Source organism: Larkinella harenae (assembly GCF_054780515.1).
On sequence record NZ_BAAGWE010000001.1, the window covers coordinates 782500 to 803351 of the forward strand.

The following is a 20852-nucleotide window of genomic DNA, read 5'->3' on the forward strand; positions in this document are numbered from 1 at the left end:
GTAGTCTTGGAAACCGAGCCAAAACTACCCTCAGAATCAGCGCTCCGCAATCGGATAAATATATGAACGGGAAAATACGCTTAGGATCTTTTTATGGTATAATATTCTGGTAGTGAAGATATTGTGATGGATAGTTGAAAATAGAAACAGCTATAAATGCGTATAAAACCGGTGCTCCATACTTGTGTTGAAAAGATACCATCCAACGATTGATCCTTGCTTGGGGTCATTCCGGAAACAATCAGGCTTATGAAACCTATTGTCCTGTTGACCTTTCTCATTTTGATGGGGGCTTGCGAAAAGTCGTACTTTGAGATTGACCCTGATAAAGTCTATACACCTTCCGAACTCATTGAGAAGGCGAACGGGAAGTGTAACCAAAGACTGCCCTGGGAGGATAAGTCCGTTTCTGTTGTGGGCGCTATTGATCGAAATTTTGGGAGCGAAATCGAAAATGAGGGTAAATTCTGGCTGCGTGACGAAGAAACCCGTGCTGTGATCGAAGTGTATGTTCGGGGAGCGTCTGTAGAAGAACTGGCCCGGATCAATGCCGTGCTTCAGAAGAGCTTTCGCGTCACGGTAGCCGGTAAAGCAGTAGCGGTTGAACGCCCGACGCAGCTAAAATGCCGCAAAATGCTGCATCTGGAAATCAACAGCCACGAAGCAATTGGGTTATAAAGCGGCATCCGACCGGTTTTCGTACTATTTAAACAACCCGGTTTTCAGGGCTTTGACGACGGCTTCGGATTTGGAGTTGACGTGGAGCTTTTCGTAAATGTTCACGATGTGGGTCCGGACGGTGCCCATGCTCATGTGGCAGTGGTCGGCGATGAGTTTGTAAGAATCACCCGCCACGAGCCGCTGTAAAACCGTTTTTTCTTTTTCCGTCAAAGTGTAGGTGTTGGGTTTGGGCTGGCGGAAGGCTTCCATTACTTTCAGCGCAATGGAGGGCGTCATGGCGGCCCCGCCTTCCATCACATCCCGGATCGACTCAATGAGCTTGCCCGACGGCGTTTTTTTGAGCAAATACCCCACCGCCCCCGCCCGAATGGCCGCAAAAATGCGCTCGGTATCGTCAAAAACCGTTAACATCAGAATTTTGGGCTGGAAGTTGTGCTGCCGGATGAGCTGAACGGCTTCAATGCCCGTACGACCCGGCATGTCGATGTCCATCAATACCACATCTGGCTGGTCGCGCTGCACGGCGGCCACGGCTTCGAGTGCGTTGGGATAATGGCCCGTTACGATCAGGTCGTCGGTAGCGTCGAACACCAGTTGGAGCGTTTCGCGCAGGGAATCGTTGTCGTCGAAAATGGAAACCCGGATCATGAGGAAGGCCGTTAGTGCCAGACAAAAATAAGCGGACCGGCAGTGGCATGAAATCAGATAAATATATGAATTAGCCGTTCAATACCAGCCGGATGCGGGTGCCGTCATCCGGTGCCGACTGGACGGTTAGTTCACCTCCCAGCGCCCGCGCTCGCTGTTGCATGCTCTGCTGCCCCGTCCGGGTCGTTTGCTGTTCTGGGGTAAATCCGCGGCCGTTGTCTTCAATCAATACCATAATCTGCCCCTTATCGTAATCGAACCGAATTGTGGCCTGTGTAGCGTTGGAGTATTTAATGAGATTATTAATGGCTTCTTTACCAATTAGATACAGGCCGCGCCGTACTTCCATCGAGATGGGGGCCTGGTCGAGTGCCGGATTGATGGCGAACGAAAACTGAATATTTTTCGACTCCATCAGCGGCTGGGCGTATTCCTGCAACCGCAGGGCAATCCGCGGGAGCGAATCATTGCCGGGGTTGATCGTCCAGATGATTTCGTCGATGGATTCCAGAATCTGGCGGGCGTCGGTGTAGATTTTTTGCACCATTTTTTGAGCCGTTTCCGGACGGTTTTGACTCAGCAGTTCGTCGGTATGACCACTCAGCAACGAGATGCTGCTGAGGGTGCTGCCAACTTCATCGTGTAAGTCGTGGGCAATCTGTTTGCGGAGCTTCAGCGAGTCTTCCAGCCGCCGGAGTCGGGCGCGATTGAGCAGCCAGGCCGTTACGGCACCACCCAGCAAAAGCAACAGGGCGCCACCCGCCAGCGACGCATTCCGCTGAAACCGTTGCTGTTCGAGTTCGTCGTTGCGTAATTGAGCCTGCTGGCGAAGAATTTTGATCTGGGCTTCTTTTTTTTCGGTTTCGTAGTGCGCAATCAGGCGCTGCACCTCGGCGTTGGTCCGCACCGTGGTGGCCGAATCCGTCTGTTTATTTTTTTCGAGCTGAAAAAGGTACGCTTCCTGAAAATTTTTCATACCCCCGTACAGGTCGGCCAGCGCCTGGGTGTAGTCGGTAATTTTGTCCGGTTGTTCCAGTTCTTTCACGAGCTGGAGGGCTTTCTTCAGGTTTTCCTCGGCGGGTTTATATTGTTTCAGATCCTCATAAATCCGTCCGAGATTGAAATAGGCCGTCGCCATCGTGGATTTATTTTCCTGACGCCGGCCAATCGCCAGCGACCGTTCGACGTACGGAATGGCCTCCTGCGACCGTTTGGCCAGGTTCAGCGCCAGCCCAATATTGACTAGGATGTCGCCCTGCAATAATTCGAATTTTACTTCTTCAGCGTGTTTTAGCGCCCGTTTGTAGTACATCAACGACTGATCATAGCGCTCCAGGTAATCGTAGCAAATACCCATGTTGTTTTCAATGATGGACATACCCCGAACATTGTTTTCGGCCTGCATCAGGCGCAGGGCCTGTTGATAGTAGGGCAGCGCCTGCTGCGGTTTTTGCATGTTTCGGAAGGCGTTGCCGATGCCGCCATAGGTGGTTGCAATGCGGGGTTGTACGTTGTATTGCTCTTGTAAATGGAGCGAGCGCAGTTCCATTTCCACCACCTTGTCGTATTGCTGAAGCTTGCCAAAGGCCGCGGCCACATTGGAAATGGCCCCGCAGGTGAATCTGGGCGGAAGCTGGTATTTTTCAGCGGCTGCGAGGGCTTTCTGGAAATAGGCCAGCGCCAGTTCGGGGCGGTTGGTCAGGTAATAAATAGACGCCCGGTTGGTATACGCTTTGGCCAGGCCCATTCCATAGTTGAGCTTTTCGGCCAGCTTTTCCGACACCATCAGGGCCGAATCAGCCCGTTCGTAGTTCGGATTGGCTCCCGAATGAAGCTCGCGGCCCAGCACGTTCAGCGCGCGGACGTAATTTGTATCCTGAACCGTGCGGGTTTTTAGATACACCTGAACAGAATCGAGTGAATTAGGAACCTGACCCAGTCCCCGGTGGGCGTGTAGCAGAGCCAGACCGACAATGAAAGCGAACAGAGCGTAGCGGTTTTGCATAAAGGCAGGGTAAAGACCGTAAATATCAGTGAATTACTAAACAGTTGGCAATACTTTTAGTATACGGTTTCTGTAAAATGAACTGTAGTGACAGGAAAAGTCGGCAAGGGTCAGCCAAAAGAAAGCTGACGAGCGAATGGATAGGAGAATGGCCGAAAAATACGTCTTTTTTCGGATCAAAAAAAGTGCTGTCAGTAGGGGAAAGGTTTTGAAATACAGGCTTTAGCGGCAGGTAATGGGTGGCAGAACGGTTTTTTTATAGCCCTTATCAGGAAAAAAAGGACGGGTTTGATCGTTAGCCGGGCCGGTTGTTGGCCGGCAGGCGGGTTGGCACCGAGTTCGCGAAGAGTAAATAGGTTCATTTCGTCGAGTCTTTTTCCGTCGACGAGCCGAAATCGCCCGGACTCCTGTAAGTCCGTTAAACTGGGTTTGTTCATGAACTTGAAAATGCCGTATACTTCCTGTAGGTCAAAGACTACGATTGAGGTTACTAATTATCCCGGTCAATCGACTTGCTGCATGCTGGTTGGCGGGTTATAATTTCTTAGTTTTGTGTAGATATTGAAGAATGAATTCATGAGAAAATGGCTGGTGGCCGTGGCGGCCTTTTTTAGTTTTACTCCTCTTTTTGCGCAATCAACGCAGCAACCTTCTGAACCCGAACGTTTTACCCGACAAGACTCGTTACGTGGATCGCTGCGACCTGAACGGACCTGTTACAATGTGGGATTTTATGAGCTTAATCTGACGATTGATCCGGCCACGAAATCCGTTTCGGGCAGCAACACCATCCATTACCGGGTGCGGAATTCGTTCAGACGCATGCAGATTGACCTTTTCGAGAACCTAACGATCGAGTCGATTACGCAAGGGGGCGAGCCGCTTCGTTACACCCGCGAGGGCAATGCGGTTTTTGTTACGATGAAAAGCCAGCAGGAGCAAGGCAATGTGGAAGCCATCCGGATCAAATACCACGGCAAGCCGCAGGAAGCCGTCAATCCGCCGACGCAGGGGGGCTTTGTCTGGAGCAAAGACAGTACGGGAAAAGACTGGGTAGGGGTTGTATCGCAGGGCGTGGGCGCGAGTTCGTGGTGGCCCTGCAAGGATCACGGATCCGACGAACCCGACTCAATGCGGATGACGTTTCGCGTGCCGCGTGGGTTGAAAGCCATCTCGAACGGACGGTTGCTGCGGCAGCATGATGTGGGCGAAAACCAGTCGGAATACACCTGGGAAGTATCGTATTCCATCAATACCGCCAGCGTTACCGTCAACGTGGGGGATTATGTGGTGGTGCGGGATCAGTACCGGAGCCGGGATTATCGCTACCTTGATCTGAATTACTACATGCTGCGAAACAACAGCGAAAAAGCCGTTAGTCACTTTGGACAGGTCATTGGAATGCTGGATTGCTATGAATGGTATTTTGGGCATTATCCCTATTGGCGTGATGGCTACTCGGTGGTGCAAACGCCGTATCTGGGCATGGGACATCAGACGGCGATCGGGTACGGCAATCAGTTCCGAAACAATTCGTTTGGTTTTGATCCGGTGCTGATTCACGAGAGTGCCCACGAGTATTTTGGCAACTGCCTGAGCAGCTCCGACCCGGCCGAATTATGGATTCACGAAGCGTTTGCCACCTACATGGAATCCATTTACGTGGAAAATACGGATGGTTATCCGAAGATGATCAAGTATTTGATGGGGCAAAAACCGCTCATCAAAAACAAATACCCGATGATGGGGCCGCGGGGCGTCAATTACCAGCACAAGGACACGGATATTAATTACAAGGGTGCCTGGCTGCTCCATTCGCTGCGCTGCATCGTTGACGACGACAACATCTGGTTTATGGCGCTGCGGCAGGTGGCGCTGCAACGGAAGCATTCGGTGGTCACCACCAAGCAGATAATCGATATTCTGTGCCGGGAAACCGACGTCGATTTGCGGCCCGTTTTTGACCAGTTTCTGAACTATGCCGCCCCACCCGTGCTGGAATACAAGGTAACTGAAAAAGGCGACTACGTTGAGGTACAGCACCGTTGGATTGCCGGTGCCTACGGTTTTAATATGCCTCTGAAATACCGGTTTGCTTACGGGCCCTGGCATACCTTATTCACCACGCGCGAATGGCAGACAACCCTGATTCGTCGTTCCAATGGCTGGTTGAATTTTGGATATGAATTGCAGTACTTTGGGGCCAAGCATCTAGACCCCAATAGCTTAAAGTCAGATCAATAACGCTCTCATGCGCTTCATCAACCTATTTCTTATCCTGATTCTGGCGTTGCTGACAACGGCCTGCCAGAAGAGCGGTTATCACCTGACCGAACAATCGTACAAGCGCCTTCAGATTGATTCGGTGGCCGCACCGGCCGATAGTGCGATGGCCCGCTTTCTGCAAACGTACAAGCAGCAACTCGGCCAGACCATGAATGAGGTGCTGGCCGAATCGGCGGAGCCGCTGATCAAGGCCAAACCAGAATGCGCCCTGAATAACATGCTGGCCGATGCTATGTTGCAATATGGGCAGCAAAAGCTGGGGCAAACCGTCGATTGTTCACACCTGAATTACGGCGGAATCCGGACGAACCTGCCCAAAGGTCCCATCCGAATTGAGCATATTTATGAAGTCATGCCGTTTGACAACCAGCTCACGATGCTGACCTTGAAAGGCTCCATGCTGCGGGAATTTTTCGAGTTTTTTATTGGCAATCAGGCCGAAGAAAATGCCCTGATCGTAGGCGGTGTGCGGGTGACAATTAAAAACAACCTCATTACGTCCATCGCGTTCACGAACGGAAAAACATTTGATCCCAACCAAACCTATACCGTTCTGATCAGTGATTACATCGCCAACCGGGGCGGAGGTACGGCTTTTCTGAAAGACGCGGTTCGGCGGCAGGATTTCGCCGTCACGATTCGGGATATTTTCATTGATTATTTCCGGCAACTTGGCAAATCCGGCCAGCCCATAAAACCCACCACTGATGGACGCATTGCAATCCAATAGACGCCAGTTTCTGAAATTGTTCGGAACGGCTGCGGTTGTCGGCAGCCTGGCACCCGAGGCTCTGGCCAAGCCAACAACGACGCACCTGACCATTTTGCACACCAACGATGTACATAGCCGACTGGAGCCGTTTCCGATGGATGGGGGGCGCAACGCCGGGCGGGGCGGTATTGTTCGCCGGGCTGCATTGATTGAACAGATTCGGCAGGAGCAGCCAAATGTGCTGCTGTTCGACGCGGGCGATTTGTTCCAGGGAACGCCCTATTTCAACGTGTTCAAAGGCGAACCCGAAGTACAGGCCATGAACCGGATGCGCTACGACGCCAGCACCATTGGCAACCACGATTTCGACGGTGGAATGGACAACATGGTGACGCAGTTCGGAAAAGCCACCTTTCCATTCCTGATTGCCAACTATGATTTCCGAAACACGGCCATGAACGGGCGGACGGAGCCGTACCGGATTTTCAAAAAAGACGGGTTAAAAATCGGTGTTTTTGGCGTTGGAATTAAACCCGATGGCTTGATTCCGAAAGAATTATACCGCGAAACCCGTTACCTTGATCCCATCGGCGTGGGCAACGATATGGCGATCACATTGCGCAGGGAGAAGAAGTGCGATTACGTGATCTGTTTGTCGCACCTGGGCTACCAGTACAACGACAAAACCGTTTCTGACCGGGTATTTGCTTCCCAAAGTCGGCACATTGACCTGATCATTGGGGGCCACACGCACACTTTTCTGGAAGCGCCCGTCAACGTGCTGAATCAGGACGGTTTGCCGGTGTTGATCAATCAGGTTGGTTTTGCCGGGATTTATTTGGGGCGCATTGATCTGACCTTCGAGCGGGGAAAAGCGACCGTGGAAGCCGGTGGAAAGGCCGTCGAAGTGAAATCCTGAGATTAAATAGGGAAATATGGTTCAAAACGGTCCTTTACCACAATTGCCTGAAACCTTACCGAATCGATTCGAGTTATCCTGACAAAAGGTTTAACTCAAAAGAACATGAACCCAAATATTCCACGTACCGACCGGAAGCGTGTAGTGATTGTGGGGGCGGGGTTCGGAGGTTTGCGGCTTGCTCGTAAGCTCTCAAGCCGGAAAGAGTTTCAGGTCGTTCTGATCAATAAAAATAACTTCCACGAATTTCAACCGCTGTACTACCAGGTGGCTACTTCCGGGCTGGAAGCCAGCTCGATTCTTTTCCCACTCCGGGCGGTTTTTCAAGACTGCAAAAATGTCCATATCCGTGTAACAACCGTTACGGCGGTGCATCCTGATACCAAAACCGTTGATACCGATCTCGGACCCATCGAATACGACTACCTGGTGGTGGCTACTGGTGCGGATACGAATTTCTTCGGAATGAAAAATATCATCGAGCGGGCGTTGCCAATGAAGTCGGTCTCAGAAGCTATTACGCTCCGAAACCGGGTTCTCCAGAACTTTGAAGACGCGCTGTCGGTCGACAGTGTCGACGAAAAAGAAGGTTTTTTGAACGTGGTCGTAGTGGGCGGAGGCCCTACGGGTGTCGAACTATGCGGAACGTTTGCCGAAATGCGAAAAACCGTATTGCCGAGCGATTATCCCGAGCTGGACTTCCGGATGATGAAAATTTACCTGATTGAATCCGGGGGCGAGTTACTCGGTCCCATGTCGAAAAAATCGCACGTCAAATCGCAGGAATACCTTGAGAAGCTTGGCGTTGTGGTGCGGCTGAATACCCGCGTTCAGGATTTCGACGGGCGGTATGTATACATGAACGATGGCACCACGATTCGGACGAATAACCTGGTGTGGGCGGCTGGGGTACGCGCCAATGCGCTCAACGGTTTGCCCGCTGAATCGCTGGGGCGGGGTGGGCGGTTGATGGTGAATCGGTATAGTCAGGTGCAGGGATTTACGGATATTTTTGCCATTGGCGACATTGCGGTGATGACGGAGGAAAAATACCCGGACGGACACCCGCAGATTGCGCAACCGGCTATCCAGCAGGGTGGTCATTTGGCGAAAAACCTGATCCGGATGCTGAAAGGTGAAACCATGCAGGAATTTACCTACAAAGACCTGGGTACCATGGCCACTATTGGGCGTGGAAAAGCCGTTGTCGATTTGCCGTTCTGGAGTTTTCAGGGCGTTTTTGCCTGGATGGTCTGGCTGTTTGTTCACCTGATGGCTATTGTTGGTGTCAAAAACCGATTACTGATTTTAATCAACTGGGCCTGGAATTACCTGAGCGATGACCAGTCTTTGCGCCTGATTATCAAACCGAAACTGCCAAAAGGCAACATGGATGCCATCAAACAAAAGATGGATGATCAGTTGGTGACGAAATAGAAATCAGTCAACTGACTTGACTATCTCTCTACTTGAAGTATAAATTTGCGCGTATCAGTATCCAACCATCGCTACTGCGGCCTCCAACGTGTTAGCGGCAATTAATTGTTAACAATCATGAACGAAACGATAACCAAAAACAAAGTAAGACCTAAAAATAGCGGTACCAAACCGTTGTTTGAAAATCCAATCCTGGAACGCCTGTCACGGACCCACATCTCCGTTCCCATTACAATTTACCTGGTTACCTCTACCATTTTTGGCTGGTATGCCTTCACGTACACCGACATGTCGGCGGCCTGGATTACCTTCCTGTTTTTTGCCGGAGTAACGGTATTTACGTTAGTAGAGTATGCGGTTCACCGGGGTGTTTTTCACATGGAAACAAATACGCCGGCGAAGGCAAAAATCCAGTATACGTTCCACGGCATTCACCACGAATACCCGAAAGATAAAACGCGGCTGGCCATGCCGCCGGCTGCGGCCATTTTTGTCGGAGCGGCCCTATTTGCCGTTATGTTTCTGTTGCTGGGCGAAGCGTCCTACGCCTTCTTCCCTGGTTTTCTGGTGGGCTACGCGGGCTACTTGTTTGTTCACTTCATTGTACATGCTTATGCTCCGCCCAAAAACTTATTCAAGTGGCTGTGGATCAACCACTCAGTTCACCATTACAAAAGCCACGACAAAAATTACGGAGTTTCGTCACCGCTATGGGACCACGTTTTTGGGACCTACATGGAATAAAATAGCTGTTTGAGCCGGGATTACACGGATTCAATGATTCACTAGGATTTGCTGCCGCGATCTTGTTTTTTTACATCCTGTTAGTTGTCGAATCCGTGTAATCCCAGTTCAGAATGCTATCCGACTTCGGTATCATCTTACTGTTTATCATCACCGGCCTGGCATTCGTTGGGCTGATTTTGTTTATTGGGGGGCTACTCCGCCCCCACCGCCCTAATATCGAGAAGCTGACCACGTACGAATCCGGCGAAGAACCCGTGGGCAACGCTAATGTGCAGTTCAACGTTCGGTTTTATGTGGTGGCCATCATCTTCGTTTTGTTTGATGTCGAGCTGGTTTTCCTGTTTCCGTGGGCAACGGTTTTTGGCCAAAAATTGTTGATAGAAGAAACGTACGGGTTGTGGGGTTGGCTGTCACTGACCGAAATGCTGATCTTCGTGGCGCTGCTGGCCCTGGGGTTGGCGTATGCCTGGGCGAAAGGCTTTCTGGATTGGGTAAAACCGGAACCCAAAATACCGGAAATAAAGACTGCCGTACCGGCTTCGCTGTACGAAAAGGTTAATCAAAAATATAAAAACAAGTGAACGGTTTTTGGTTGCTAACGCAACGGCTTTCGTGGTAGCAACCGAAAATCGTAAACTCGAAGAGATATGAGTGGCTTACTGGATCAACGATTTAAATCGGGCGAAGGCGGTGTTTTACTGACCACTGCCGAAGACCTGCTGAACTGGGCGCGGCTGTCGTCGCTGTGGCCGATGGGCTTCGGGCTGGCCTGTTGTGCCATTGAGATGATGCAGACTTTTGCGTCGGGCTATGACCTGGAGCGGTTTGGGATTTTTCCGCGCCCTTCGCCCCGGCAGTCGGACGTAATGATTGTTTCCGGAACGGTGACGTTCAAAATGGCCGACCGCATCCGGCGGTTGTACGAGCAGATGCCGGAGCCGCGCTACGTGATTTCGATGGGTTCCTGCTCCAATTGTGGAGGACCATACTGGCAGCACGGTTACCACGTCGTTAAAGGGGTAGACCGGATTATTCCCGTGGATGTGTACGTGCCGGGCTGTCCGCCCCGGCCAGAAGCCCTGATTGGCGGTTTTCTGAAGTTGCAGGAAAAAATCCGAAACACCCGGCTGACTGAAGAGCCAGCGCCAACGGCGTTGCTGGCACTGGAAGCGGAAGCAGCGACAAAAGTTTGAGCCGTACTCCAACCCTTTAAAAGTCAAAAGGGTCATGGAAAATAAAAACAACTAGGTATGAAAACGACCCTGATAGTTCTGTCATTGATTTTTGGGTTGGCTATGTGCCGCGAAAGCGACGATCCAACCGGCCCTGAACTGCGTGATCACATGATGTTATACACTAACGGGCTGGCCTATGATGGCTGCCAAACGCACGTAGCAAAAAACTGGAATGATCCGGAGAAAATAGTTCGGTATGCACCTGACGCTGAGTCGGTGGGCGTGGTCGAAAGCTTTCTGGGGAAGGAAAACCAGAAGGAGGGCGACGTTATTTATAAATTTACCGATCGTAAACGAACGGTTGAGTGTGGCTGGGGTTCTAAATTTGAAGCCGACGAGATCACGATTGTTTCGATTCGTTAATTCACCCAATGACTTTTTCCGAAATTACCGATCTGCTCGTTGCCCAGTTTGGCACTGATCTAATTCAGCAAACCAACACGGCTAATTCCCAACCGTTTCTGGTGATTCAGCCCGCGGCTGTTGCGGAGGTTTGCCAATGGCTGCGCGATCACGATCAGCTGTATTTTGATTTTCTGGCCTGCATGACCGGGATCGATAACGGCCCGCAGGCCAACACCATGGAAGTCGTTTATAACCTCACATCGATACCGTACGAACATGATCTGACGCTGAAGGTGGTGGTGCCGCGCAATAGAGACAGGGAACCGCTGCCGGAGGTGCCGACGGTGAGCCAGGTCTGGCGAACTGCCGATTGGCACGAGCGTGAAATCTACGATCTGGTCGGGCTGCGCTTTGTCGGCCACCCGGATCTGCGCCGGATTCTGTTGCCCGCCGACTGGCAGGGGCATCCGTTACGGAAAGATTACCGGGATATGGAAACGTACCACGGAATTAAAGTGAAATAGTCCGGCCAGTCAGGAACGTTTGGTAGTATGGGGGATGCAGCTTAACTTGTATTCTTTTCAGATTACCATTAGCGTTACTGCCTCCATGCCAACTCTTCGCCATAAATTATCCCCGGTTTTTTGTGTCCTGCTCATCGGTTTGCTCGGCCAATTTTCAACGGCGCACGGCCAGTCCAAATCCGATTCGGTTACGGTAAAAGGGCGCATCAAAAACCTAACGATTCAGCTGTATCGGCAAAGTCCGAACGTGACGATTTCGCGCAATAATATTCTGCAGGCCAGTCGCGAAATGGCCCGCCCGGCCCCACTCGAACCCGATGGATCTTTTCGGGTAACGCTGCCCCTGGTGTATCCTTACGAAGAACTGTATTTTAATTTTGGACAGATTTCAACGGCCTTTCTGGCCTCGACCGGAACCGTGGAAATTGCCCTCGACGCCGACTCGCTGTTTCTCTCCGAAGCGCCTTTCCGGTTTAGCGGAACCAACGCACAGGTGAACAACCAGCTTACGCGCTACAAAGCTTTTGAATTCAAGAACCGACCCAAAATTGACAACCGCCAGCTGTCCCGACGACTTACTGGCCGGTCGGCGGAAGATAGCCGAAAAATCCTGACCAATGAGTTCATGGCAACGTACGAAAAATACCGTCAGACGAACGACGTACTGCCGCTGCTGGACAAATACATTCATTCGGCTGTTAAATACGAAGTAGCGGCTTTTCTGTACGATAAAGCATTGGCCGAACAGGATTCGCGGTTTGAAACGAATGTGTCGGTTACTAACCTGCGCCCGGCCGATGACCTTTTCCTGACGGTGCAGCGGGCTACGGCGATGGACCGGTTTGCCAATTATGCGGGTTCGCGGGTCACCGAAATGTCGGTAACAGGCTCAGAACGGAGCATTCCGGTAGGAACGTTTGCCCGTTTGATCGACCGGTATGTTTCTGATCTGTCGGAAACGGAACGGACCCGGATTCAGGAACTCAAAACCGCCAAATCGGGTGTTAGCCGCGATATTACCATGTTGCAGCGGATTATGCAGCGTCATGAAGATAAACTGACGAAGCTGCTGACGTACGAAACGACAATGGCCCAATACCGCAAAATAGTGGACAGCACCGGCATGGATTTCCTGAAAGCGCAGTTTCTGGCGATGAACCTGCCCACCATTGAGTTGAAAAATCAGGAGCTGCTGTACCGGCATATCATCCCGCAGGTAGAAAATAGGTATTACCGGCTCTCGCTGGCGGAGCTGTATCAACTGGAGGTAAAGGACAGCGCCGTGGTTCGGGAAGTGGCCGGAAAGTTCAGTGATCGACAACTGGACGAACCCGTTGAAGTGTTGCCGGAAGTTACCTTGCTTCGGTCGAGTTTGTACGGGAAAGAGCTTATTGAGCAATTCAGAAAGCAGGCTCAGGGGCGTTTGGTATACCTACTCGCCTGGTCGACGGATGTAGACCCCTCGCGCCAGGAAGCATTGGCAGCCCGGGCACTTCAGGAGCGAATCGGCAGTCGCGACGTCTTTTTTGTGTACGTGTGCAGCAACGAAACTTCCGTTGCGCACTGGCGCGAATGGGTAGCCAAAAACAAACCAAAGGGCCTGCACGTCTACGTCGAAGAAGATCAGCTCGGCAATCTCCTTAGTTCGCTGCGGGCCGCATACATTCCGGCGGCTGGACTGCTGGGGCGCGATGGCAAGTTTATCAAACGCGACGCCCCGCTGCCTTCCAAAACCGACGATATTCTGAAGCTTTTTCGGGAAAAGTTATAACGCCGTTTCGGGTTATTTGACAACCCGCAGCTTTGTTAATTTGACGGGAACGCCCGCCAGCCGGACATTCGGCGGGGGAGCAAACTCGTCGGCGTCAAAAATCACTCGTGTGCCCGTTTTCCGGACCTGATCGGGCAGGTTGCAGGCAAAATAACGCGTGGTTTCATTGGCCTGAATGTAAACCCAACTGCTGGTTTGTGAGCGTTCTGCTTCGTTGATGACGATGCCGGATACTTCGTGCAGATCACCAGCCTTCTTCCATCCCGTGTAAGAGGTACAATCGGCGCTGACGGAAACCTCATTTTCCCAGGGTGCTTTCTGGCAGGTGGCCATTAATAGAGGCAGACTTAATACTAAGAACAGCGTCTTCATGACGGTAACGGTTTTTAGGAAGAAGACGCTCAAAAATGGAAAAAGGTTGGAGCCGCGCCAAAACCGTTCTAAAAAAAGACCCGCACGGTTAAAACCGTGCGGGTCCAAAAGATATGAAAAGCGGAAATTAACCCAGCTTCACTTTCAGATTTTGATCCAGTGCTTCCAGGAAGTCTTCGGTGTTGAGGTAGTGCTCACCAGCCGTCAGCTTCGTGCCTGCCGGGAAAGCCGACAAGGCCAGATCCTTCGTCATTTTACCGCTTTCCACGGTTTCGATACAAACCGCTTCCAGGGCGTTGCAGAAGTCGATCAACTGCTGATTACCGTCCAGTTTACCCCGGAATGCCAGTCCGCGCGTCCAGGCAAAGATTGACGCGATCGGGTTGGTGGATGTTGGGTTGCCTTTCTGGTGTTCGCGGTAGTGACGCGTTACCGTACCGTGAGCCGCTTCGGCTTCCATCGTTTTGCCATCGGGCGTAACGAGTACCGACGTCATCAGACCGAGTGAACCAAAGCCCTGCGCAACGGTATCCGACTGAACGTCACCGTCGTAGTTTTTACACGCCCAGACAAAGTTACCTTCCCATTTCAGGGCTGAGGCTACCATGTCGTCAATCAGGCGGTGTTCGTAATGAACGCCTTTCGCCTTGAACTCGTTTTCGTAAATTTCCTGGAAAATATCCTTGAAACGACCGTCGTATTTCTTCAGAATTGTGTTTTTGGTCGACAGGTACAACGGCCAGCCTTTTTGCAGCGCCATGTTGAAGCAAGCCTGCGCAAAACCGCGGATCGACTCGTCAACGTTGTACATACCCATTGCCACACCCGCTCCTTTGAACTGGTAAACTTCAAATTCCTGAACGGTTCCGTCTTCGCCTTCGAATTTCATCGTCAGCTTGCCTTTGCCGGGCACCACGAAATCCGTAGCGCGGTATTGATCACCAAATGCGTGACGACCTACGATGATCGGGGCCGACCAGTTGGTCACCAGACGCGGTACGTTATTGATAACAATCGGCTCGCGGAAAACCGTACCGTCCAGAATGTTCCGGATCGTACCGTTCGGCGACTTCCACATTTGTTTCAGGTTAAATTCTTTCACCCGGTCTTCATCGGGCGTGATGGTGGCGCATTTGATTCCAACGCCGTATTCTTTGATGGCGTTGGCGGCATCAATGGTTACCTGATCGTTGGTTTCGTCGCGGTATTCAACGCCCAGATCGTAATATTTAATGTCAACGTCGATGTAGGGGAGGATCAGCTTGTCTTTGATAAACTTCCAGATAATGCGGGTCATTTCGTCGCCATCCAATTCAACCACTGGATTGGCTACTTTAATTTTCTCCATTTGTTAGATATCAATCAGTGAAACGATACAGGAAATCAGGCGCAAAGGTAACAATTCTGGCCGTAACGGGAAATGAAAGTTAGCAAACCGATCTGTGGTTCTGTATGACCTTAAACCGTATATTTAAGCGTATTATTAGCTGATTATAAAATAAAATTGAGCTGATTCAATGAAAAACTTTACAAAAATCATTTTTGCACTTTTCTTGACACCGTGCCTGCTCCTGGCGCAATCAAAAAAAGCGAAAGCGCCCGACAGGCTGGAACGACTGAAGCAGGAAGCTGCCGCCGAAATCGATAAGCGGAAAGACCAGGCGCAGCAGATCAACGACATGCTGTTTAGTTTTTCGGAACTCGGTTTTCAGGAAGAAGAAACGTTTAAGTACCTGACCACGCTGCTCGAAAAAGAAGGGTTTAAAGTTCAGAAAGGCATCGCAAACATGCCCACCGCCTGGATTGCCACCTGGGGGAGTGGAAAACCCGTTATTGCCATCGGTTCCGACGTAGACTGCATTCCGAAAGCCAGCCAAAAACCGGGTGTGGCCTACCATGATCCGCTGGTAGAAGGTGCCCCCGGCCACGGTGAAGGGCATAATTCCGGTCAGGCGCTGAATATCGTCGCAGCCCTGACGGTCAAGCAGATTATGGAACGCGAAAAGCTGTCGGGCACACTGATGCTTTGGCCGGGTGTGGCCGAAGAGCTGGTAGGAGCGAAGGCGTTTTACGTCCGTGACGGGTATTTCAAGGATGTCGATGCCTGCATCTTTACGCACGTGGGCAACAATCTGGCGGTTTCGCACGGCGACGCGGGCAACACGGGGCTGGTGTCGGTCAAATTTTCGTTTGAAGGCCAGGCTGCCCACGCTGCCGGTGCACCCTGGCGCGGTAAGAGTGCGCTGGATGCCGTTGAGCTGATGAACATTGGCTGGAATTTCCGGCGTGAACACCTCGAACTGACGCAGCGATCGCACTATGTCATTTCCGACGGTGGAGATCAGCCCAACGTGGTGCCGTCGAAAGCCTCGGTCTGGTATTATTTCCGCGAACGCTCGTATCCCAAAATCAAAAAGCTGTTCGATACCGGCGTCAAAATCGCGGAAGGGGCGGCTCTGATGACCGATACCAAATTTACCTACGAAATTCTGGGGTCGGCCTGGCCGGGACACTTCAACAAACCGATTGCCGAAGCCATGTACCTGAATATGAAAAAAGTGGGGTTGCCCACCTGGTCGGCGGAGGACCAGATGCTGGCGAAGGCATCGCAGAAAGAATTGCAGGCCCCCAAAGCCGACGGTTTGGCCACCAAACTGGATACGCTCGGACTACCTGCCGGTGCGCCGACGGCCATGATGGGCGGTCAGGGGATGATTCCGACGGGCGGGGCTGGCTCCGACGATATTGCCGATATTTCGTGGTCGCTGCCGACGGTGGTGCTGCGGTATCCGTCCAACATTCCCGGTTTGCCCGGTCACCATTGGTCGAACGCCATTTCGATGGCTACGCCGATTGCCCACAAGGGCGTAGTGGCCGGGGCGAAGGTGGAGGCCATGACCTTGCTGGATATGTTGCTGAAACCCGGAATCATCCAGAATGCGTGGGAATATTATACGAAGGAGCAAACGAAAGAGATCAAATACACCCCGCTGATTTCGCCCAAAGAAAACCCGGCGGTTTACCTGAACAAGGAGATTATGACCCGCTTCAAGCCGGAGTTGCAGAAATACTACTACGATCCGACGAAATACAAAACCTACCTGGAGCAACTGGGCATCAACTACCCAACGCTGCGTGAGGATCAGAAGGCAGAACTGGCGAAGGAAAAAGAAAACAAAGGAAAGTAACTACCATGACCGAAATCGACTTGCTGGGCTACGCCCTGAAACAGTTCGCGGGAATGGACGAAGAAGCCTTTGCCTTGTCCGTCCCTTACTGGCAGAAAAAGCAGTACCGGAAAGGTGAATTTTACAACGAGTATAAAAACGTCTGTAAACACCTCGGTTTCATTCTGAACGGCATTTTTCGCACCTACTACATCAACGGAGAAACCGCCGAAGAAAAGAACGTCTTCTTTTTTTCGCAGAACCAGATTGTGGTTTCCTACAAAAGTTTTGTCAACCAGACGCCCTGCAATTATTACACAGAATCGATGGTTGATTCTACCATTCTGTACATCCACGTCAACCACATCAACGAACTGTACGAACAATCCAGGCAGTGGGAACACTTCGGTCGGCTGGTGGCCGAAAAAGCTTTCAACATCGCTATGGAGCGGGCGGAGGATTTTCTGTTCAAAACACCGGAGCAGCGGTATCTGGAGCTAATGGAGCAGCACCCAGACTTGTACAACGCCATCCCGCTTTACCATATTTCGTCGTATCTCGGCATTCAGGGACCGTCGCTGAGCCGCATTCGGAAACGAATGACCCGTCACTGAACCTGGTGAACGCAGTCAATCACGGTTTTGGGCCACCAGTCTGACGGGGCCAAGCAATCCGGAAGGCAGCAGGGGCGAATCGGCCCGGTAGAAGGGCATAGTCGTAAATGTGATTTTTTGTTTTACGTCGGGTTGAGCATCACCGATGAGCCGATTGACCCAGAGGTTTGTCACCTGAATCTGGACGGTATTCTGGCCCGGTTTCAGGGCATTGGTAATGTCGATTCGAAACGGTTTTTTCCAGATTGTACCCACGGTTTTTCCATTCACGGCGACTTCGGCAATGTTTTTAACATCGCCCAAATCGATGATATAGCGACCAGTCTTGTTGAGGTTTGGTAGGTTGATGGTGTTTTCGTAGGTTGCGGTGCCCGAAAAATACCGGACTCCGGCATCGGTATTATCGGTCCAGGAAGCCAGCTGTTTGAACGTGGTGCTGGCGGGTGCGCCCCGTTCCGGCTGAAACCGTACTTTCCAAGGCGTATCAATAGTACTGATTAGCGTTTCTGAAGCGGCTGGTTTGGTGTAAGCTGTTGCGGTGGCTTTTTCCCGGAAAACAATAAAGTAGGCGTCCCAGGAATCAAAATGCAGCGGAATGTGCGTACGCCCTTCTTTAATCTGGTACGATACGCGCTCTACCTGACCCGTGACGGGATTCCATAACGCCGGAATTTTGCCCGTCACCCTAAAACTGATTTCGGCGTTGTTAGGGTTTTCACTCCGGCTGTTGAGCCAGTAAATATCGGTGTCTCCGGATTGGCGGTGTACATAAAGCACTTCCGCATCGGCCTTGCTGACGGTAATGTCTTCCGGAATCTGGGCAGTTTTTAAAACGTCGGCCACCGATTTCGTGGCCGAAACGTTGGGGGCATTCCAGATTTGATCCACCAGAGCCGTGAATTCGGCGGGATTGTCGCGTAGGCTGGGTGACTTTTCCGGCTTGGCGCCAACCACCGGAACACCGGCCTTAACCAGTTCCGCTAGTTTTTTCAATACCGGCAAGGTCATGTGTCTGGAACTTTCGTCTAGTACCAGCACCTGGTAAATCATGCCGCCCGGCGTGATCAATTTCCCGTTTTTAGCCTGAACGGCGTTTAGCAGAGCCGTCGCATTGACAAAATCATATTCGTACCCCGACGGAATGGCGGGTAGCTTTTCCGTGAACTGCGACGTGATGTTGGTGTTCTCTCCGTAAAAATACAGGACATCCACCACGGGTTTTCCCTGCTGAAGCAGATAGCAACTGCGGCCCAGATAGCTTACCCACGATTTGGCCTGCTCGGCCCAGGTTTCCTGGCGGGTGAAATACTGCCCAAACGGTCCGAGTGAAAAACCGGGTTTTTTATCATCCAGCGGCTGGTGAACGGAGGTGTGGATCACGAAGCGGTTTAGGCCCGAGGCCATTTCCATATCGGCGGTGCGTTTCAGGCGTTCGGGGTGATAGGAAAAGGCATTGCCGACGGAGGTCATGGATTCGGCGGCCACCAGATTTTGCCCGTAAATGTGAGCCACCGACGCCGACTCCCGGATGTCGGCCTTGCTGCGGACTTCTTCATCACTACCTCCGGCCAGGCTGCCCGGCGTCCACATGGCAGCCATCGGAATATCGGCTTTTCGTTTCACATCCATGCCGTCGGCCAGGAAAATCCGCTTGTTTTCGTGCGATTCCGTGTAGCGTTTCATGCCACGCTGGTGCAGGGCATCGCCAATCACCTCGTAATGGTTTTCGGCGATCAGCTCACCAATCGTTTTGCGAAAATCCCACAGAAATTTTTCACTGGCTTCCGTGTTTGTAACCACACGACCAGTCAACACCGGAATCCACGGTTTAAGGTCGTAGCCGCGTCGGCGGGCAAACTCCGCGGGCAGGGCCGGTGTCCAGGTCATGTGCCCGGCTTCGTAACTATCCAGAACCATGTATTGCAAGCCCTGTTTCCCCATCTGGCCACCGGTGGCATCCTTATACATGTCCAGGTAAGTCGTGATGTACCTTTTAACGGCTTCTGGGTCGAGTTTATCCACTTCCAGCCCGGTTGCTTCGGGTGAGGCCGGGTGATTCTGCCGACCCGTCAACGAGTAGCCCAGGCGGACTATGAGCCAGTTGCCAGCCGGAACCGCCCAGTCCAGCGAACCGTCGGCTTTCATTTTGTCCGTCAGATCGACCACGGTTTCGGCTGCAATGGCGTCGGTTGTCGGGCCTGACGGAAAGGCTTTGTCTTCTTTCCAGGGGTTGAATCCCGCTTTGTCTTCAAAAAGATGGATGCGGTCGGTGTTGTGCAGCACCAGTTCGGCCACTTGGACACCTTCCGCTTTGGGCGGATCGAGTTTGGACCCCGACATAGCGGCAAACATGTTGACGGCGGGTGGTAGTGTTTTGAAGGTAAATCGGAAAAACCGCGCTGTCGTGGGTGGAATACGCAGCGTGTTCTGCGGAACAATGCTGCCCGGAATCGTGGCTATGGCCCGGAAATTGACACCGTCATCGCTGACTTTCAGGGTACGGTTGAGCGGCCCGCCGTTGAATTCTTCCAAGGGTAGGTGGCTGGCTCCGGCAATAGAGAAGGCCTTGAACGTCTGGGGTGTCGCAAATTCGTACTGAATCCACATGTCTTCTCCCACGGCCTGGGGGGGAAGGTAACGGCTGTTGCTCAGGTCGCCATCGGTCAATTCATCCAGACTGAATGTGCCTCCACTGGAGGTTACTTTAGGGGCAAACATCGTCAGGGGCTTGTCGTTCGTCGGGAGCGGATAAGCAATCACAGCAGCGTCCTGATAGTAAGTCGGCAACGATTGAGTCGCTTGTCCCAACATACTGGTTTTGGGCATTTCCACCTGCTGAAAGCTGCCCGTGGCAGCCGAGGGCTGAAGGAGCCTGCCCGAAAAAGGCTGCCCGCCTACAACGCGCGTTTCCGTCCAGACGTATTTTTTCATACCATCCTTTGGCTCTACCCAGGGCCCACCCGTCACGCTCCAGCCCGGCGAACCGGCAATGGCCATTTCCAGTTGTAATTTCTGGGCCAACTGGGTGGTAAACCGGAAGGCTTCTTTCCATTCCGGGGTCATGAAGACGAGCTTTTTCTCCACAACCTGGGGCGTAAATAGGCTGGCGTCAAAATTCTGGAAACCGCCAATGCCAACCCGATTCATCCATTCCAGGTCTTTCCGGATGCCTTCCTGGGTGATGTTTCCGTTCATCCAGTGCCACCAAACGCGGGGTTTGGCCGAATTGGGTGGGTTCACAAAACCGGCCTGCAGTGGATTAGCAGACTGAGCAAATCCTTGCAAACTGAGCAGAAACAGCCCGGCGAAGACCATAGCCTTCATTACCGAGTTTATGAAGTGGAACATGGCTTGAACGGTTTGTGAATATTAGAAGGTAAGATATGAAT

Annotated in this window: 18 protein-coding genes; 13 read left to right on the top strand and 5 right to left on the bottom strand. The window is 51.9% G+C overall.

Going from position 1 to position 20852, the window contains the following annotated elements:
* The first annotated feature begins 249 nt into the window (after nt 1-249).
* Nucleotides 250-678, top strand: coding sequence for a hypothetical protein (locus ACYVH9_RS03215; protein ID WP_460634851.1), 429 nt, complete (start codon nt 250-252; stop codon nt 676-678).
* Between the two features lie 24 nt (nt 679-702).
* Here ACYVH9_RS03215 and ACYVH9_RS03220 read toward each other — a convergent pair whose 3' ends face one another.
* Nucleotides 703-1329, bottom strand: a complete 627-nt coding sequence (locus ACYVH9_RS03220; protein WP_460634852.1) for a response regulator transcription factor — start codon at nt 1327-1329, stop codon at nt 703-705.
* Between the two features lie 70 nt (nt 1330-1399).
* Nucleotides 1400-3334 (bottom strand): tetratricopeptide repeat-containing sensor histidine kinase, encoded by a 1935-nt coding sequence (locus ACYVH9_RS03225; RefSeq protein ID WP_460634853.1) that lies wholly within the window; start codon nt 3332-3334, stop codon nt 1400-1402.
* Nucleotides 3335-3910: 576 nt separating this feature from the next.
* Between ACYVH9_RS03225 and ACYVH9_RS03230 the strand changes: the two genes are divergently transcribed.
* The 10 genes from ACYVH9_RS03230 to ACYVH9_RS03275 all read left to right on the top strand — a co-directional run bounded on the left by ACYVH9_RS03230 (nt 3911) and on the right by ACYVH9_RS03275 (nt 13310).
* A complete protein-coding gene (locus ACYVH9_RS03230) occupies nt 3911-5578 on the top strand; it encodes a M1 family metallopeptidase (RefSeq protein WP_460634854.1) in 1668 nt (555 codons plus the stop codon).
* A 7-nt stretch (nt 5579-5585) separates the two neighbouring features.
* Nucleotides 5586-6350 carry a 5'-nucleotidase C-terminal domain-containing protein gene (locus ACYVH9_RS03235; protein WP_460634855.1) on the top strand — a complete coding sequence of 255 codons (765 nt, stop codon included), beginning with the start codon at nt 5586-5588 and terminating at the stop codon, nt 6348-6350.
* The gene (locus tag ACYVH9_RS03240; RefSeq protein ID WP_460634856.1) at nt 6328-7251 is read left to right on the top strand and encodes a bifunctional metallophosphatase/5'-nucleotidase; all 924 of its coding nucleotides are present in this window, start codon (nt 6328-6330) and stop codon (nt 7249-7251) included. The genes ACYVH9_RS03235 and ACYVH9_RS03240 overlap by 23 nt, the downstream gene beginning before the upstream one ends.
* A 105-nt stretch (nt 7252-7356) precedes the next feature.
* Nucleotides 7357-8688, top strand: coding sequence for an NAD(P)/FAD-dependent oxidoreductase (locus tag ACYVH9_RS03245; RefSeq protein WP_460634857.1), 1332 nt, complete (start codon nt 7357-7359; stop codon nt 8686-8688).
* A gap of 117 nt (nt 8689-8805) precedes the next feature.
* Nucleotides 8806-9432 carry a sterol desaturase family protein gene (locus ACYVH9_RS03250; protein WP_460634858.1) on the top strand — a complete coding sequence of 209 codons (627 nt, stop codon included), beginning with the start codon at nt 8806-8808 and terminating at the stop codon, nt 9430-9432.
* Between the two features lie 113 nt (nt 9433-9545).
* A complete protein-coding gene (locus ACYVH9_RS03255; RefSeq protein WP_460634859.1) occupies nt 9546-10016 on the top strand; it encodes an NADH-quinone oxidoreductase subunit A in 471 nt (156 codons plus the stop codon).
* A 66-nt stretch (nt 10017-10082) separates the two neighbouring features.
* Nucleotides 10083-10628 (top strand): NADH-quinone oxidoreductase subunit NuoB, encoded by a 546-nt coding sequence (nuoB, locus tag ACYVH9_RS03260; protein WP_460634860.1) that lies wholly within the window; start codon nt 10083-10085, stop codon nt 10626-10628.
* A 57-nt stretch (nt 10629-10685) separates the two neighbouring features.
* Nucleotides 10686-11033 (top strand): hypothetical protein, encoded by a 348-nt coding sequence (locus ACYVH9_RS03265; RefSeq protein WP_460634861.1) that lies wholly within the window; start codon nt 10686-10688, stop codon nt 11031-11033.
* A gap of 8 nt (nt 11034-11041) precedes the next feature.
* A complete protein-coding gene (locus ACYVH9_RS03270; protein WP_460634862.1) occupies nt 11042-11539 on the top strand; it encodes an NADH-quinone oxidoreductase subunit C in 498 nt (165 codons plus the stop codon).
* Between the two features lie 85 nt (nt 11540-11624).
* Complete coding sequence (locus tag ACYVH9_RS03275; protein WP_460634863.1) at nt 11625-13310, top strand: TlpA family protein disulfide reductase; 1686 nt, start codon at nt 11625-11627, stop codon at nt 13308-13310.
* A gap of 12 nt (nt 13311-13322) precedes the next feature.
* Here the strand turns inward: ACYVH9_RS03275 and ACYVH9_RS03280 are convergent, their stop codons facing one another.
* Nucleotides 13323-13682 (bottom strand): hypothetical protein, encoded by a 360-nt coding sequence (locus tag ACYVH9_RS03280; protein WP_460634864.1) that lies wholly within the window; start codon nt 13680-13682, stop codon nt 13323-13325.
* Nucleotides 13683-13809: 127 nt separating this feature from the next.
* Nucleotides 13810-15030, bottom strand: coding sequence for an NADP-dependent isocitrate dehydrogenase (locus tag ACYVH9_RS03285; protein WP_460634865.1), 1221 nt, complete (start codon nt 15028-15030; stop codon nt 13810-13812).
* A gap of 169 nt (nt 15031-15199) precedes the next feature.
* Here ACYVH9_RS03285 and ACYVH9_RS03290 point away from each other — a divergent pair, with 169 nt between their 5' ends.
* Both ACYVH9_RS03290 and ACYVH9_RS03295 read left to right on the top strand, forming a co-directional pair.
* The gene (locus tag ACYVH9_RS03290; RefSeq protein WP_460634866.1) at nt 15200-16870 is read left to right on the top strand and encodes an amidohydrolase; all 1671 of its coding nucleotides are present in this window, start codon (nt 15200-15202) and stop codon (nt 16868-16870) included.
* Between the two features lie 5 nt (nt 16871-16875).
* Nucleotides 16876-17463 carry a Crp/Fnr family transcriptional regulator gene (locus tag ACYVH9_RS03295; protein ID WP_460634867.1) on the top strand — a complete coding sequence of 196 codons (588 nt, stop codon included), beginning with the start codon at nt 16876-16878 and terminating at the stop codon, nt 17461-17463.
* Nucleotides 17464-17478: 15 nt separating this feature from the next.
* On the opposite strand, the gene ACYVH9_RS03300 is transcribed toward ACYVH9_RS03295, so the two are convergent.
* Nucleotides 17479-20778 (bottom strand): glycosyl hydrolase, encoded by a 3300-nt coding sequence (locus ACYVH9_RS03300; RefSeq protein ID WP_460636439.1) that lies wholly within the window; start codon nt 20776-20778, stop codon nt 17479-17481.
* Nucleotides 20779-20852 lie beyond the last annotated feature (74 nt).